Origin of the sequence: Buchnera aphidicola (genome assembly GCF_900128725.1) — a bacterium.
GTDB lineage: Bacteria > Pseudomonadota > Gammaproteobacteria > Enterobacterales > Enterobacteriaceae > Buchnera_F > Buchnera_F aphidicola_K.
In genome coordinates, this window is record NZ_LT667500.1 from 408,985 (window position 1) to 425,816 (window position 16,832).

Sequence of the window (16,832 nt, forward strand, 5' to 3'; positions counted from 1 at the left end):
TAATAGAGATATATATAGTTTTTTACAATTAATTTTTTATTTACAAAAAATTTATATAAAAACCACTTGAATGAAAAAAAAAAATAAAAAAATATATTGGTCTATTCAAGGCAAGGGAAAAATCAACATAGTTTTTTTTCATGGATGGGGAATCTACTCCATTGTATGGAAAAATATTGTTAATTTACTAAAACCATATTTTACATTACATTTAATAGACTTGCCTGGATTTGGAAAAAGCATTTATTACCCGATCATGACATTTAAACAATTATCCCAATATTTATTAAAAAAAACAAAAAATAAGGTAATATGGCTAGGATGGTCCATGGGAGGATTAATAGCTCATTATTTAGGCTATTATTTCCCTAATCAAACTCTTGCTGTCATCTACGTAACTTCATCGCCTTATTTTATAAGAGAAAAAAAATGGCCCGGCACTACCATAGACACATTAAATGTTATGAAAAAGAATATATTGTTTAATTATGAAGAATTTTTTAAACAATTTATCATCTTGCACGCATTAAACTCCCAACAAAAAGATGTTCTAAATGTTAAAAAAAAATATTTATTTTTAAAAAAATATCCTAATCCAAAAAAAAAATCTATTGAAGTAGGATATCAGTGGTTAACCAAAACCGATCAGAGAAATCAAAAACTTTCTCATCATATTCCAATATTACGAATATATGGTGCACTAGATAATCTTGTCCCAATACAAACGTGTTATCACGCCAATTTGCTATGGCCTCATAGTAATTATTATATTATTGCTCATGCAAGACATGCACCTTTTTTATCTCATCCTCATGCTTTTTGTAACATTATAAATAAATTTATACAAGAAAAGACTTTATTGCGTTAACTAGGCATATACAAAAATTGTATTAATTTTCATTATTATCTATACATAAAAAAATTATAAAAAACTAAAACGGAATATCGTCATCATCAAAATCAATCTTTGATGCTGTATCCACTAAATGGGATTTATCATTATATTCTGAAGAAAGGTCATTATTAACATTTTTTTCAGAAAGGTTAGAAGTAGTTAAATTTTTGTCTAGGGCAATAGGCGTTTTTTTATTACCAGAAGATTCTGGATTCATATTGCTGTTTGTGTTGCGAGAACCTAACATTTGCATAGATCCAGTAACACTAACTACGACTTCAGTTGTATAACGATCCAGTCCATTTTGATCTTTCCATTTACGCGTTTGTAGAGATCCCTCAATATATACTTGAGATCCTTTTTTCAAATATTGACCAGAAATTTCTGCTATTTTACCAAACAAAACTACACGATGCCATTCAGTTTTTTCTTTAGTTTCACCTGTATTTTTGTCTCGCCAAACATCAGAGGTAGCAATAGTAATATTCACTACCGCCCCGCCATTAGGCATATAACGAACATCAGGATCTTGACCTAAATAACCGATCAAAATAACTTTATTTACACCTCTACTTGCCATGCTATTAACCCAAATATTATTAGTCTCAAAGTAAAATAATTATAATTAATATGTCATTAAATAAAAAAAACATAATTTCATAATCTTCATCGATATTCAGAAATTTAGTTATTCTGAAAGCATACATCTTAAAATTTTATACAAATAACTTGATATAAAGATATATCATTATACTAAATTTATACAATGATTCATAATATATTTTAAAAAAAAAATTAAAATATGATATTCTTGTTGATATCAGCAAATCATATCATTAAAAATATTAAAATACCTAATATGAAAAAAAATAATTTAAATATATTTTCAGTAGCCCCGATGCTGAAATATACTGATAAACATTGTTTATTTTTTTATAGACAATTAACAAAAAAAGCATTTTTATATACCGAAATGATTACTAGCCAGCAAATCTTAAAAAAAAAATTAATATTTAAAAGCAAAGAAATTAAAAAAACAAAACCTATAGCAATACAATTAGCTGGCAATGACCCAATAAATTTATCTAAATGTGCTAAAATTGCATACTCTAAAGGATTTGATGAAATTAATTTAAATATCGGCTGTCCATCACAAAACGCTCAATTTGGAAATTTTGGTGTGTGCTTAATGCACAACGCCGCTTTAGTGTATCAGTTAATAAAGTCAATATACTTTTCTGTCCCAATACCTATTAGCATAAAAATAAGGTTAGGGACTAGTAAACATCATAGTTATCAGTTTCTTAGTCAATTTATTCGCCGAGTATCAAAAAATAAATATTGTATTAAATTTATTATACATGCTAGAATTGCTGATTTGAGAATTAATAATACAAAAAAAAATCGCAATATACCTTTATTAAACTATCAATTTGTATATCAAATAAAAAAAGATTTTCCTCATTTAAAAATTATTTTAAATGGAGGAATCAAGTCTATTCAGGAAATTAAATATCACTTAAAGCACGTTGATGGCGTAATGATGGGCAGAGGAATATACAAAAATCCGTTACTTTTATGTAAAATCAATACAGAAATATTTGCTCAAAAAAATATCTCGTTAAATAAGTGTTTCCAAACAATGCTGATATACATTAATCAAGAGACATGTACCGGAACACCTATTTTTCATATTATGAAACACATGTTACATATCTTTTATAATCACCCTCAAGCAAAAAAATGGAAAAAATATGTTTTATCTTACATAAATAAAAAAAAAAACATATATAAGTTATTTAAAAAAATATCTGAAAACTTTAACCGAAAAATATTACTGGATTAATTATTCAGGCATGAATTGATATTTAAAAAAAATATTTTATATATAACTACTTGTTGAGGTAAAAATTTAAATCACTTCCAATACGTCGAAAAATATATTTACAAATATAGCAAACGTACTAGGCTAAAAAATTTTTACTTTCATAGATTTTATATATTCTTGAATTATATTTTTTAATAAAGCAAAATATCAGATATATTTCTATTACTCTAAATTAAAAAATTTTCCTTAAAAATATTAACATATACTCTAAAAACATAATTTATATCATATCTTAAAAGTATATTTTAGAGATTTGTGTAGAGAAACTGCTATTTATGATAGAAAAAAAAAATACAATGCAACTTAAAATCCCTCCACACTCATTAGAAGCTGAACAGTCGGTATTAGGAGGGTTAATGCTAGATAATCAACAATGGGATATAATTTCTGAACATATTGTCATGGAAGATTTTTATAACCGACAACATCAATTAATTTTTTGTGAAATGAAATGCTTGATGGAAAAAGGTTCACCAATAGATCTAATTACTTTATCTGAATCGTTAGAACAGAAAGGAGAATTAAATAGCGTAGGTAAATTTTCATATTTAGCTGAAATTTCAAAAAATACACCTAGTGTCACTAATATCGTAGCCTATGCGGAGATAATAAGAGAAAGAGCAATTATAAGAGAAATTATTGTAGCCGCACATAATATTGCATATGCAGGATATTATCCGAAAGGAAGGAAAAGCGCAGAACTATTAGATTACGCTGAATCGAGAGTATTTAAAATTTCAGAAATGCGGGTAAAAAATAATGACGGACCGAAAAACATAGAAAAAATTTTAGATACTACAATTCAATCCATTGAAAAATTAATCAATAATCCTAACAACGGAATTACAGGCTTAAATACCGGATATCATGATTTAAATAAAAAAACATCAGGATTACAAAAATCAGATCTGATTATTATTGCCGCCCGACCCTCTATGGGTAAAACAACATTTGCAATGAATTTATGCGAAAATACCGCTTTATTATATGAAAAACCAATTTTAATTTTTAGTTTAGAGATGCCAGGAGAGCAGATCATGATACGAATGCTGTCTTCTTTGTCACGAGTAAATCAATCTAAAATTCGAACCGGACAATTAAACGATGAAGAATGGAGCCGTATATCAAGTACTATAAATATTTTATTAAAAAAAAAAAATATTTACATTGATGATTCATCTGGACTGACGCCTAATGAAGTTCGATCTCGTTCACGTAAAATATACAGGGAAAATAATGGATTAAGTTTAATAATGATTGATTACCTTCAGTTAATTAAAATACCGTCACTATCTGGCAACCGTACTCTAGAAATAGCCGAAATTTCAAGAACATTAAAATCATTAGCTAAAGAATTAAATATTCCTATTATCGCGTTATCACAGTTAAACCGATCTCTTGAGCAAAGATCTGATAAAAGACCAGTAAATTCTGATCTGAGAGAATCCGGATCATTAGAACAAGATGCTGATTTAATTTTATTTATTTATCGAGATGAATTGTATCATGAAAATAGTGAATTAAAAGGAATCGCAGAAATTATCATAGGAAAACAAAGAAACGGACCAACGGGGACAATACGGTTAACATTTAACGGACAATGGTCCAGATTTGATAACTATGCTAATCCTGAATATCATTTTTAAAAACTCAAGCCAATTAAAAGATATATAGAATATACTTATTAATTAAAAGTTTTTACAAAAATACAAAAATAAGGATTTTGAATAGCTCTATGATATCAAAAAAAATAAAAACAAGCATATTTATTTAGTTCATTGTATCACGGGACTATTTTCTAAAAATCTTCGTATAGATTTAATAATATTAATAAAATTGAATATTAAAATAAAAAATATTCACAATAATCCTAACGAAAACATCAAAAAAAAATAAATTACTTTTTATACACGATTTATTTATTAATAATATATTTTATGCATATGTACTTTAAGAACCTTCCATCATTATATAAATAAGTATATAATAGTTATTCAAACAACTAATTGATTACATAATGATGGCTATAGCGCATACTAAAAAACAGAAACTATTTTTTAGTATGCGCTATTTAAAAGCATAATTATTTATATTTGATTTATATCCCTTAACTTTTTAAAACTTACCTATTTTGCAATTCTTAAATATGATTATTTTATCTATCGATTACGGAACTAAAACTACCGGCCTGGCTATTGCTGAAACTCAATTAAATTATTCTATCCCCATATGTTCGGTCACTAGCCAACCACAATTCCAGTTTTGGAAACAAGTGGATGAAGTTATTAATTGCTGGAGTCCTGAATATATTGTTGTAGGCTATCCTTATCATATAAAAAAAAAAATTAACAAAAAAATAAAAAATTTTTATATAAAGATCCAACAAAGATTTCAAAAATCTGTTTTTTTATATAACGAAAATTATTCTACTACAGAAGCTCGTATATTTTTAAAAAAAAAAAAAAAACCATATTGCATACATTCGATATCAGCAAAAATTATTTTAGATAGCTGGTTAGCAGAGAATAACGATATTATTGCGCCCCGAACAACCCGAAAAAAATAATTTTTTAATATTATCAATATATTCATTCTTATTATTAATTGTTTTTTTCAATAAACCCATTAATTAACAAAAATTGAAACAACCCTATGCAGATAAATAAAAAAAATCTTCTACCACCACTAAGTTTATATATTCACATTCCCTGGTGTATAAAAAAATGTCCATATTGTGATTTTCACTCACTCAAAAATGCGCATAAAATATCAGAAAAAAAATATCTTCGCGCTCTAATTAAAGACCTTCGGAATGATCAAACAATCACGTCAAAAAGACCTATTCAGTCTATTTTTATTGGAGGAGGAACTCCGAGTTTATTAAAAACTACAACAATAAGAAATCTAATCAAAAAAATTAAAAAAATTACTTTTATTTCTAAAAAAGTAGAAATCTCTATAGAAATTAATCCCGATATAGATGAGCAAAATAAATTAATTAAATACATAAAGTACGGAATAAATCGCCTCTCAATAGGCGTACAAACATTTAATGATTATTTATTAAAACAAATTCAACGAGAGTATACAAAACAAAAATCCATAGATTTAATTCAATTAACCAGAAATATATTAAATAGAAATTTAAACATAGATATAATATATGGTTTGCCAAAACAATCCATTCAAGACGCATTAAATGATTTAAAAACAACAATTGATTTAAAACCCGAACATATTTCATGGTATCAATTAGACGTTGAACCAAATACTAAATTTTATATACAGGATATTAAATTACCATCTATATCAAAAATAGAAAAAATACATCAAGAAGGACAAAAAATACTAAAACAGGCCGGATATACACAATACGAAATATCATCGTACGCGCGAAAAAAAAAATATCAATGCATTCACAATCTTAATTATTGGAATTTTGGTGATTATATAGGTATTGGTTGCGGAGCTCATGGTAAAATTACTCAAAAAGACCAACAAGTGATGCGTCTTATTAAAACAAAAAGCGACGCTGTATACGCAGAAGGATTGTACTTACAAAAAAAATATACCGTTCCTAAAAAAAATCTTCCGCTAGAATTTTTTTTAAATCAATTTAGGCTGTTAAAACCTATTTTATATAAAGATTTTGAAACCATGACTCAGATCAATAAAAAAAAAATTGAAAAAAAAATTCTTACTGCTACAATTAAGAAATATTTAACTTCCGATGATTGTTCTTGGAAAGTTACAAATTATGGAAGAAAAAAACTAAATTCTTTATTATCATTGTTTTTATAATTTAAATCCGATTCTAATAATTATTTTGAAAGCATAATTGATATTTATAATCAAAAATTGTATGGTCCATAAACATGGCTTTTTTTTCAAATTTCGTTTTTTTTCGATAGCCTAATAAGGGAGAAATATTTTTCTCACAAAAAATACGTTTGAACTTATTGTTTGTCGATATTATTGTTCGAATATTATCTGAATATGATTTGCAATCTGTAATTATATGTAAAGAACCACCATAAACAATTTTTTTCTCTAATAAGTTCATAAAAGATTTATTGATTAATCTTCTCTTGTGATGTTTTTTTTTATGCCAAGGATCTGGAAAAAAAATTTGAAGCATATCAATTGTATGATCAGGCACCATATACGAAAGCACTTCGAAAGCATCGTAAAATATAATTTTTATATTAGAAACACAATATATATTTGCATATCGGATAGCAGAAAAAATTCCTGAAAGATATACCTCTATACCAATAAAATTAACATGAGGGTTTCTTAAAGCTTTTTCTATAAATTGCTTTCCATTTCCAAATCCGATCTCAAGGATAACCTGTTGATTGATGGAAAATAAAGAAGACATATTCAAAAATGAATAATGAAAACTCATCCCATATGTTTTCCAATATTTTAAAATATATTGTTTTTTCTTTTCACCAACACGTCGTCTCCGATTAACGTAACTTTTAATAGAAGATAAAAAAATTTTTTTATTTTTAAAAAACAAATTATCTTTTAATAAAACCATATTTATCATTACCTTCAAATAAAAAACAAAAAAGATTACACAATGTTACATAATACTTCTAAGTATACGCTAATTATAAAAATTCACCTTTCACAATAAAAAAATTAGGTTAATATGTTTTTTACACAAAAAATACTTAATTGGTTCCATTTCAACGGAAGAAAAACACTACCTTGGCAAAAAAAAAATATTTATCTAGTTTGGATATCTGAAATCATGTTACAGCAAACACAAGTAAATACGGTCGTTCCTTACTTTAAAAAGTTTAAAAGAAAATTCCCTACCATTTTATCATTATTTAAAGCCAATATTAATGAAATACTTCATTTGTGGAGTGGGTTAGGTCTCTATCGTAGAGCCCATAACATATTTAAGACAGCTTTAATAATAAAGAACCGTTATAATGGTATTTTTCCGAACAACTATTATGAAATTAAAAAATTACCAGGAATCGGAAAATCCACAGCTCATGCTATTTTATCATTCTCTTATAACTTTGGATATGCAGTTTTAGATGGAAATGTAAAACGCATACTAATAAGATATCACTTTATAAATACTACAAACAAAACAATAAGCCAATTAGATAAACTATTATGGAAGTTAATTGATCGATATCTATCCATTCATCATTCTAATAAGTTTAATCAAGCTATGATGGATATCGGTTCATTAATCTGTATAAAAAATAGTCCTAAATGTATAATATGTCCTTTAAAAAATTCTTGTCGATATCATCAACAACAAATAAGCATTCCTTATAAAAATAAAAAAACAAAAAAAAAAGAAATTGGAATATTACTTTCAATAATACAATATAAAAATTTTGTTATCCTTGAAAAACAAAATAATACATCTGTATGGCAAGGACTCTTTTATTTTCCTATAACATGTTTTAAGCCGCATCAAGATCACTGGAAGAATATTAAAAATAAAAATATACCTATAAAAATTTATCCTTATATACATTATATAGGAAACACCAAACTAAATATTATTACTCACACTATTCATATCAAAAAAAAAATTATTCATAAAAATAAAATATGGTATAACATGAATTCAGATACAAAGATTGGCATTCCTGCGCCAATTAAAAAAATAATAGCGCTATTAAACGATACGGTAATGGAGAAAAATATGAAAAAAAAAAAAAGAGTTATTTTTTGCTCTTTTCTTAATAAAACCGAAGAAGGATTAGATTATCCGTTTTTACCTGGAAAAATAGGACAAAAAATTTACCAAGAGATATCTAAAACTGCGTGGAATTGTTGGATTGAACGACAAACAAAAATTATTAATGAAAAAAAATTAAATATGTTTTTGGACAAAGATAGAGTACTCCTAGAAAAAAAAATGAAAGAATTTTTGTTTTCTAAAAAAAAATAATCAATTCTCCGCAATGTACGGAGATCAAAGAAATAAATAAATATTATTTTATAAAAAAAATAAATTGAAAAATAAAAATTCAAATTAAAAATTTAATTTTGTATAAAATATAATTAACATAATCCATTAAACGCTCTAACAAATAGCTGTATTCTGTATGATCCTGAAACTTTAACTTCAGTGTTAAAAGATCGTTAGTATATAATTGTATAGCTTTAAGATTAAATTTATTTTTACAATATAACTGCCATTTTTGTTTATCAGTTGTACTCAATAAATCTATAAAATTACGAGCCTTTAACCGGAAAAAAAGTTCTTTTATGCGATTATCAAAGAAAATAGGATTCCAACTTACCCAAAGAGATGGAGAAGTTTTATGAATTAAAGCAAATAATTGTTTATCTTTATCTGTAAAGAAGTTCTGATATAGCATTAAATCAACATCATTGTTATTATTAGTAAAATCATTATTTACAAAATAGGATAAAATCCAGCGTTTTATTTGAATATTTTTTTGTAATAAAAAGAAATTTTTTTGGCACCGAGTATAATTTAAACCCAATCTTTTACAATTATTCAAAGATATAGAATTATAAGAAAATAATAAAGGAGCTTTATTTAAGTAAATAATATGAATGCCTCTAGCAAGTATTTTTTTTATATTTAATTTTTTTTTTAAAGATAAATCATATAAATCAAATAGTTTCTTGAAATTTCTTGATAAATTAATAGTAACTAAACAATTTTTGTAGAATGGGTGAAAACCTAAAATTAGTATACAACCTAAATTATGATTCTTAGACCCAAAATAGCTAGAAATATAAAAAATAGGTTTTTTATAATTGCTAGATACAAATAAAAAAATATTTTTTTTATGAGAAAGAGAATACAAAAACAAAAAAAAACATTTATTTGCACGATATAAATGTCGAACTACTGAAATAGTAGCCATAACATCAGAAGAGGCATCATGAATCTTAGTATGTGCAATTTTATTAACAATAGTCACATCAGATAATTTAAAACTTATTGTTCCGTTAGAATTTCGAAACCAAATCATAGAATTTGGAAAAAATATATAAAAAGCACGTAATACATTTAATATATCCCAGCTAAAATTATTATTTTTCCAAGACCACGAATACGGATCCAATAAATTTCTATAAAATAAGTTTCGAGTAAAAAGATCATCAAAATGAATATTATTATAACCAACAATACATGTATTTTTTTTCAAAAAAATACTACTAATTTTCTTAGCAAAAGAATATTCATTTAAACCATATGATTGTGCATATTGTGGTAATATTTTAGTAATTAAAACAGCTTGAGGATCAGGTAAATAGTCTAGAGGAGGGGAGCAGAATAATACCGTTTTTTTTTGAATGCGGGAAAACGTATTATCTATTTCTATACTACAAAACTGAGCTACTTTATCTAAAGATAAATTGGTACCAAAAGTTTCATAATCATAAAAAATAAAATTTTTGTTAATAGCAATATCAGTGATATATTTTTTTTCTAACATTAGAGTAGTTGATAACTAATTGCGGCGATTGTATTGATAACTGGATTCAAGTGATTATTTTAATTATTTTAGTAATATTATTTATATTTCAGAATATACAATTCAAATAAACTAAAAAAATTTCTCCCCTGACTGGACTCGAACCAGTGACATACGGATTAACAGTCCGCCGTTCTACCAACTGAACTACAGAGGAATATATTTATATATATCAGATAAAACTTTTTATGTCAATGAATAATTAAAAATATTTGTCTTAAAAAATTAATAACAGCAAAAAAAATATAGATTAGTGTAGTGATTTGCTTTATAATATAAAAAAAATTATATAAAAGATACTGGAAAATTCGAAACGGCCCTTTAGCTCAGTGGTAAGAGCACACGACTCATAATCGTTTGGTCGCTGGTTCAAATCCAGCAAGGGCCATAAAAAATTTATATATTAAAAAATAAATATACTTAAAAATTAATTACTATTAATAATCTTAATATTGCTATTTATAAATAAATTTAATAAATTTATTAGAGTTGATGAACAGCTGAGCAAGATTATCTCCCGGATTAATTTGTACATCTTTTTTACTACAATTCCAGAATGATATTTTTAATTCATTCAAAGAAAAAAAATTAATAAAAGAAAACGCATGACCTACAATAATGTCACTTTTTTTTTTCTTTTTGATTAAAGATTTAATCGTAAAACAAGTATTTTTATCAATAATATCTATTGATATACCGGTAGAAATCAATATAGTATGATTAACCATTAAACATACGGAACGCTTAATACACGCTTTTAAAAAAAAACCAGAAAATTTATTCGATACATACTCTGGAAATAAAAATTCGGTGCCTAGGCGTGAATCAAGAACGCGGATCTTGACTGTAATAACATCCATACAAACACCTAAAATCCTGTTAAAAAATTTATTTTGATAAAACTGCAACCTGAAATTCAACAGAAATGTTTTTGTGTGGGTTAAAAATAACCTGATGAACCCCTAAATAACGCAGCAAACCTTTAGGCATTTTAATTTCACTTTTTTTAACCGAGATACCGATTTCAAAAAAATGATCTGAAATATCATTTGCATTAATCGAACCAAAAATTCTCTTTGTTTCACTAGACTTCATGAAAAAAACCAGCGCGCCAATTGATTTAATTTGATTAATTCTAGAGAGAGCATGGTTAATTTTTTCTGATCTTTGTTTTTCCTCGATTCTTTTAGATTGTTCAAACATTTTAATATTATGGGAAGTAGCTAATAACGCTTTTTTCATAGGTATCAGATAATTTCTTGCATATCCATTTTTTACAGTAATTAATTGACCCTTTTTCCCTACTTTTTCTAAAATATCTAATAAAATAACTTTCATAAAATAAAACCTTAATTGTATGAATTAAAAAATTTAAAAAAATATCTGCTGATATTTTTATCGATGTTGATCAGTATAAGGAATTAAGCTAAGAAAACGAGCTCTTTTAATAGCGCGAGATAATTGTCTTTGGTATCTTGCCTTAGTTCCAGTAATACGACTTGGAACAATTTTTCCATTTTCAGTAATATAGTTTTTTAACATATCTATGTCTTTATAGTCTATATATTTAATGCCTTCAGCGGTAAATCGACAAAACTTTCTACGACGAAAATAACGAACCATTATATACCTCTCCATAAGAAATAAAATAAATATTCATATGCTCTTATTAATTAGTCCAAAAATATACTACTAACTCATTATTTAATTTGTTTATTCGTTTCTCTAGTAAGAGAAGTAAGGTTTGGGTTATTTTTTTCTTGACCTTTCATCATTATAGAACTCTTCGTAACAGCTTCAGAGCAACCGAGAACTAAATTACGTATTATACTAGAATTAAATTTAAAGTGATTCTCTAAATATTGCATACATTCAATAGAAACTTCAATATTCATTAAGATATAATGCGCCTTCTGCAATTTCTTTATCATGTACGACAAAGAACGTTTGCCCCAATCTTCTACTCGATGAATTTTACCTTTTCGAATTATGACAAGATTTGAATAAAATTCAATAATTTGTGAAACTTTTTCACTTTTATCGGGATGAATCATTAAAATAATCTCATAATGTCGCACAAATACAACTCCTTTGAAATATAAAAATATTTATAATTTATAATAAAGAATATTTTTAGTGATGTGAAAATATATAACGTTATTTTATCATAAAATATATCAAGACAAAAAAATTGTTTTTATTATTTTCTAAAATTATTCTTCCGCACGAACAACTAATTTAGAATTACCAATTCATTATTTATAGATTTTTAAAGCTTATTATGAATAATACCGGTTTTCTTTTATGTGTATTAACGTACTCACACGATGAAAAGAGGTATTGAAAAAAATTATTTTAAATATTATTCGTGAGTATTCGCTCTATTTTTTGTATTAAGATATTTACTTGATTGTCTCGCACTAGAAGAATATCTGGCCAATTATTTAACCAAGTTAACTGATGCTTTACTAATTGTCGAGTAGCTTGAATCGTACTATTAATCATTTCTTGATACGTACATTTTTTTTGAATATAATGCCACATTTGCCGATACCCAATACTGTTAATAGAAGGACAAGCTAGGGTTAAGTCTGTGCGTTGATACAAACGACGGACCTCATTTTCAAATCCAAGCTCTAACATATTATTAAATCGATTGATTATTTTTTTATATAAAAAATCTTTATTATGTGGGACTAATCCAAACTGAAATATTTTATACGGTAACTTTATATGAATCGATTCTTCGGTCAATTGGCTAAGTGACTTCCCTCCCGATACAAAAAATACTTCTACAGCACGTAAAACGCGCTGAATATCATTTTTGTGAATTTTCTTGCTAGACTTTTTATCTATTTTTTTTAACATACTAAATAATTTTTTTTTTTTTCCTAAAAATAAATCATTAAAAATATAATCTCTAATCAACGGATTAGAAGGGGGAAGGGAAGCAAATCCATTAATTAACGTCTTAAAATACAACATAGTTCCACCAACTAATAATGGAATTTTACCGGAATCTATAATATTTTTTATTTCTCTTGTTGCGTCATTATAAAAATCAATAACAGAATAAACATTCTGTGGCTGTACAATGTTTACTAATCGATAAAAATTTTTACATAAATCTTCTTTTTTCGGTTTATCGGTTCCAATATCTAAACCTTGATATATAGATTTAGAGTCTACACTCAATAATTCTATTTGCGGAAATCTCGCTTTAATCTCTAAAGCTAAAGAACTTTTTCCAATAGCAGTTGGGCCCATTAAAAAAAAAACAACAGATTGATTATTCATTTTTTTATTTTTTTATTTATCGTAATGACTATGAATAAAAACTATATATTAAATATTTTTAAAGTAATATACCTTAAGATTTGAACGCACTGGTAGAATTCAATTAATGAGTCGAAATCTTAAAAATAAATATTATATTACTACATGAATATCTAGATGCTTTTAACTTATACGTTATCTAGAGCGCCATGCCTTATAAATATTTAATAAACCAAGTGTAGAAGAATCATATGATTCATGAGATATTTCTTTCTCAATATTTTTATATATTTTTTCCGCGAAGGATTTGCCCAATTCTACTCCCCATTGATCAAAACTAAAAATATTAAGAATCACTCCTTGAGTAAATACTTTGTGCTCATATAAGGCTAGCAAGGACCCTAAAGAGTATGGGGTAATTTTTTTTAACATAATAGAATTAGTGGGCTGATTACCTGAGCAAAGTTTATGCACGAGATTAGGATACTCAGTACGATAGTTTAAAAAACCTTTTTTCTCTGAAGCATAGTTACTTCCAAAAGCTAAAGAGCGCGTCTGAGCTAAAAAATTGGATAATAATTTTTCATGATGATTATTAACGGAGTTATGGCTAATCACTGGAATAATAAAATCACATGGAACTAAAAAAGTGCCCTGATGAAGTAATTGAAAAAACGAATGTTGACCATTTGTACCTGATTGCCCCCAAATAATCGGACTAGTCTTCCAACCAACCAGACATCCGTTTCGATCTACTGATTTTCCGTTCGACTCCATGACACTTTGTTGCAAATATTCGGGCAAAGCATGCATATATGCGTCATACGGAAAAATAGCTTCAGTTTCTGTATGAAAAAAATTAGTGTACCAAATGCTAACTAAAGCTAGAATAACGGGAATATTTTGGGATAATTTAGAATGTAAAAAATGCTGATCCATGGCATGCGCGCCATTTAATAATAATTTAAAATTCTTAAAACCAATTGATAAAGCAATTGATAATCCTGAAGACGACCATAAAGAAAATCGACCTCCCACCCAATCCCAAAATTTAAAAATATTTTCATATTTAATACCAAACTTTACTGCTAAGTGCGCGTTGTCACATAAAGCAAAAAAATGATTTTCTAAATATTGTGGATTATTAGTTTTTAAAACACACCAATGTTTTAAATAATTAGCATTACTAAGGGTTTCATCGGTAGAAAACGATTTCGAGGCTATTAAAAAAATTGTCGTTTCTAAATTGATCTTTCGTAATACTTCTGTAACGTCAGTACCATCAATATTTGAGATATAATGAACGTTTAAATGGTTTTTATAAGCTCTTAAAGCTTCAGTGACCATATAAGGGCCAAGATAAGAGCCTCCAATTCCAACGTTAACAATATCTGAAATGCTTTTTCCTGTATATCCTTTCCACCGGCCCTGAATGACTAAATTAGAAAAAATTTTTATTTTTTCTAATTCTTTGTTAATTTCTGCCATGATGTTTATATGATTCACGGTAATACTTTTATCACTGGTATTACGCAAAGCTGTATGCAGCACAGCTCGATTTTCTGTTGCATTAATTAATTTTCCTGCAAACATATCCTGTATTGCTTCTTCTAAAAAACACTCCCTTGCTAACTCCAATAACAATTGCAATGTTTGTTTAGTAATGCGATTCTTAGAAAAATCTACTATCATAAAATCCTGAAAAACAATCGAATTCTTCTTAAACCTATACTTATCCATAAAAAATAAATCTTTTATATGAATTGCTTTAATATCTAAAAAGTGATTTCTTAACTGATTCCACGCATATGTTTGAGTAGGATTAATATTTTTCATATTATACCTCATTTGTTTTAAATAACTTTTCAAAATACTTAAACTTGATATATAATAAATAAGTGAATGCACGTGAATAATTTATATTTTAATCTTCAAGATTAAATATGTAGTTAACAAAATCAACAACTATTGCAATTCCTATAAAGGAAAACATGCCAAAAAAAAAATATGAACATTTAATTTGGGTAGATTTAGAAATGACAGGATTAAATCCGCGCGTTCATAAAATTCTAGAAATATCTACAATTATAACAGATAAATATTTAAAAATTCTAGATATAGGACCTAATATAATAATTTTTCAAAAACAAAAAGAATTAAAAAAAATGAGTAGCTCTGTATTGGGTATACATACTAGAAGCAAATTAATTAACAATATTCAAAATAGTCACGACGACGAGGCAAGCGCAGAAAAAAAAACATTAGTATTCCTAAAAAAATGGATTCCTAAAAATTGTTCCCCAATGTGTGGCAACACAATATCTACAGATCGAAATTTTTTAATCAAATATATGCCTAAATTAGAAAAATATTTTCATTATAGAAACATCGATGTTAGCTCGATTCATGAATTAGCAAAACGCTGGTTTAGTAATACTATGCAACATGTAAGAAAAAAAAAAGAACACCGCTCTCAACAAGATTTAATTGAATCAATCGAGGAACTAAAATTCTACAAAAAAACCATATTTTCTTTGTAGGAAGAATATATTAAAGATATTACTAAAATTATTGTAATATAGTTATTTTTTTTAAATAACTCTTGCAAAAAAAAAATAATCTTTATATAATCAAGCATTATAATTTATTGCGGGAATAGCTCAGCTGGTAGAGCGCAACCTTGCCAAGGTTGAGGTCGCGAGTTCAAGCCTCGTTTCCCGCTAAAAATTATATACTTTTAAATAATTAAAAATAAAAAATTTATCATTATAAATTATTTGAAATTTTACATGTCATACTTATGAGGCATAAGATATAAAAATAATTTATTAAAATTATTTAAAATCCGACTTTCTTCCTAAATATCCAATATTTCATTTTTTATAAAAAATTATTTTTTTATTCTATATTAGAAATATTAAAACGTTTCTGAAATCTTTGTATGCGGCCCTTTGTGTTCGTTGTTCTCTGTTTTCCTGTATAAAAAGGATGACATTGAGAACAACGATCAAGCAACATATCAGATTTTTTAGTAGAAAAAATTGAAATTTTATATCCACATGAACAAATTGCAAAAATTTTTTTATATTCTGGATGAATATTTTTTTTCATAACATGCTCTCTAGGTAAAATACTATATAATAGATATATAAACGATATATATCAAAAATATAATGGCTCCTTAAAGAAATAAAAATATTAGTACGAGCCTTTAAATATATATAATATATGTAATATTTTTTAAAATCAATATTTAATTGTATAAAAATGT

Annotated in this window: 17 protein-coding genes and 3 tRNA genes; 9 read left to right on the forward strand and 11 right to left on the reverse strand. The window is 26.3% G+C overall.

Annotation, left to right across the window (positions count from 1 at the left end):
- Positions 1–70 precede the first annotated feature (70 nt).
- Positions 71–868, forward strand: a complete 798-nt coding sequence (locus CINFORN2912_RS01845) for an alpha/beta fold hydrolase (RefSeq protein ID WP_075434155.1) — start codon at positions 71–73, stop codon at positions 866–868.
- Between the two features lie 64 nt (positions 869–932).
- On the opposite strand, the gene ssb is transcribed toward CINFORN2912_RS01845, so the two are convergent.
- Entirely contained in the window at positions 933–1,475 is a 543-nt protein-coding gene (ssb, locus tag CINFORN2912_RS01850) for a single-stranded DNA-binding protein (protein WP_075434157.1), read from the reverse strand.
- 222 nt (positions 1,476–1,697) lie between these two features.
- Between ssb and dusA the strand changes: the two genes are divergently transcribed.
- From dusA to hemW, 4 genes are all read left to right on the forward strand, one after another.
- Positions 1,698–2,741, forward strand: coding sequence for a tRNA dihydrouridine(20/20a) synthase DusA (gene dusA, locus CINFORN2912_RS01855; RefSeq protein WP_082253692.1), 1,044 nt, complete (start codon positions 1,698–1,700; stop codon positions 2,739–2,741).
- Between the two features lie 317 nt (positions 2,742–3,058).
- Positions 3,059–4,429, forward strand: a complete 1,371-nt coding sequence (gene dnaB, locus CINFORN2912_RS01860; protein WP_154101270.1) for a replicative DNA helicase — start codon at positions 3,059–3,061, stop codon at positions 4,427–4,429.
- Positions 4,430–4,929: 500 nt separating this feature from the next.
- The gene (gene ruvX / locus CINFORN2912_RS01865; RefSeq protein WP_075434158.1) at positions 4,930–5,349 is read left to right on the forward strand and encodes a Holliday junction resolvase RuvX; all 420 of its coding nucleotides are present in this window, start codon (positions 4,930–4,932) and stop codon (positions 5,347–5,349) included.
- 86 nt (positions 5,350–5,435) lie between these two features.
- Positions 5,436–6,584 carry a radical SAM family heme chaperone HemW gene (hemW, locus tag CINFORN2912_RS01870; protein WP_075434160.1) on the forward strand — a complete coding sequence of 383 codons (1,149 nt, stop codon included), beginning with the start codon at positions 5,436–5,438 and terminating at the stop codon, positions 6,582–6,584.
- A 13-nt stretch (positions 6,585–6,597) separates the two neighbouring features.
- On the opposite strand, the gene trmB is transcribed toward hemW, so the two are convergent.
- Entirely contained in the window at positions 6,598–7,329 is a 732-nt protein-coding gene (gene trmB, locus CINFORN2912_RS01875; RefSeq protein WP_075434162.1) for a tRNA (guanosine(46)-N7)-methyltransferase TrmB, read from the reverse strand.
- A 114-nt stretch (positions 7,330–7,443) separates the two neighbouring features.
- Between trmB and CINFORN2912_RS01880 the strand changes: the two genes are divergently transcribed.
- Positions 7,444–8,718, forward strand: a complete 1,275-nt coding sequence (locus CINFORN2912_RS01880) for an oxidative damage protection protein (RefSeq protein ID WP_075434164.1) — start codon at positions 7,444–7,446, stop codon at positions 8,716–8,718.
- A gap of 79 nt (positions 8,719–8,797) precedes the next feature.
- Here the strand turns inward: CINFORN2912_RS01880 and sbcB are convergent, their stop codons facing one another.
- Both sbcB and CINFORN2912_RS01890 read right to left on the reverse strand, forming a co-directional pair.
- On the reverse strand, positions 8,798–10,246 hold the full coding sequence (gene sbcB, locus CINFORN2912_RS01885) for an exodeoxyribonuclease I (RefSeq protein WP_082253694.1): 1,449 nt from the start codon (positions 10,244–10,246) through the stop codon (positions 8,798–8,800).
- A gap of 123 nt (positions 10,247–10,369) precedes the next feature.
- Positions 10,370–10,442, reverse strand: a tRNA-Asn gene (locus CINFORN2912_RS01890).
- 158 nt (positions 10,443–10,600) lie between these two features.
- On the opposite strand from CINFORN2912_RS01890, the gene CINFORN2912_RS01895 reads away from it, so the two are divergent.
- A tRNA-Ile gene (locus CINFORN2912_RS01895) sits at positions 10,601–10,673 on the forward strand.
- A gap of 67 nt (positions 10,674–10,740) precedes the next feature.
- On the opposite strand, the gene CINFORN2912_RS01900 is transcribed toward CINFORN2912_RS01895, so the two are convergent.
- The 6 genes from CINFORN2912_RS01900 to pgi all read right to left on the reverse strand — a co-directional run bounded on the left by CINFORN2912_RS01900 (position 10,741) and on the right by pgi (position 15,397).
- Positions 10,741–11,145, reverse strand: a complete 405-nt coding sequence (locus CINFORN2912_RS01900) for a hypothetical protein (protein WP_075434166.1) — start codon at positions 11,143–11,145, stop codon at positions 10,741–10,743.
- A gap of 28 nt (positions 11,146–11,173) precedes the next feature.
- Positions 11,174–11,623: a 50S ribosomal protein L9 gene (rplI, locus tag CINFORN2912_RS01905; RefSeq protein WP_075434168.1), complete on the reverse strand. Its 450-nt coding sequence runs from the start codon at positions 11,621–11,623 to the stop codon at positions 11,174–11,176.
- A 57-nt stretch (positions 11,624–11,680) separates the two neighbouring features.
- Positions 11,681–11,908: a 30S ribosomal protein S18 gene (rpsR, locus tag CINFORN2912_RS01910; RefSeq protein WP_075434170.1), complete on the reverse strand. Its 228-nt coding sequence runs from the start codon at positions 11,906–11,908 to the stop codon at positions 11,681–11,683.
- Positions 11,909–11,985: 77 nt separating this feature from the next.
- Positions 11,986–12,363, reverse strand: coding sequence for a 30S ribosomal protein S6 (gene rpsF, locus CINFORN2912_RS01915; protein ID WP_075434171.1), 378 nt, complete (start codon positions 12,361–12,363; stop codon positions 11,986–11,988).
- 277 nt (positions 12,364–12,640) lie between these two features.
- On the reverse strand, positions 12,641–13,582 hold the full coding sequence (miaA, locus tag CINFORN2912_RS01920) for a tRNA (adenosine(37)-N6)-dimethylallyltransferase MiaA (RefSeq protein WP_075434174.1): 942 nt from the start codon (positions 13,580–13,582) through the stop codon (positions 12,641–12,643).
- A gap of 174 nt (positions 13,583–13,756) precedes the next feature.
- A complete protein-coding gene (gene pgi, locus CINFORN2912_RS01925) occupies positions 13,757–15,397 on the reverse strand; it encodes a glucose-6-phosphate isomerase (RefSeq protein ID WP_075434175.1) in 1,641 nt (546 codons plus the stop codon).
- A 155-nt stretch (positions 15,398–15,552) separates the two neighbouring features.
- Between pgi and orn the strand changes: the two genes are divergently transcribed.
- The gene (gene orn, locus CINFORN2912_RS01930) at positions 15,553–16,101 is read left to right on the forward strand and encodes an oligoribonuclease (protein ID WP_075434177.1); all 549 of its coding nucleotides are present in this window, start codon (positions 15,553–15,555) and stop codon (positions 16,099–16,101) included.
- A gap of 109 nt (positions 16,102–16,210) precedes the next feature.
- Positions 16,211–16,283, forward strand: a tRNA-Gly gene (locus CINFORN2912_RS01935).
- 176 nt (positions 16,284–16,459) lie between these two features.
- Here the strand turns inward: CINFORN2912_RS01935 and rpmE are convergent.
- Positions 16,460–16,672, reverse strand: coding sequence for a 50S ribosomal protein L31 (rpmE, locus tag CINFORN2912_RS01940; protein ID WP_075434179.1), 213 nt, complete (start codon positions 16,670–16,672; stop codon positions 16,460–16,462).
- Between the last annotated feature and the right edge of the window lie 160 nt (positions 16,673–16,832).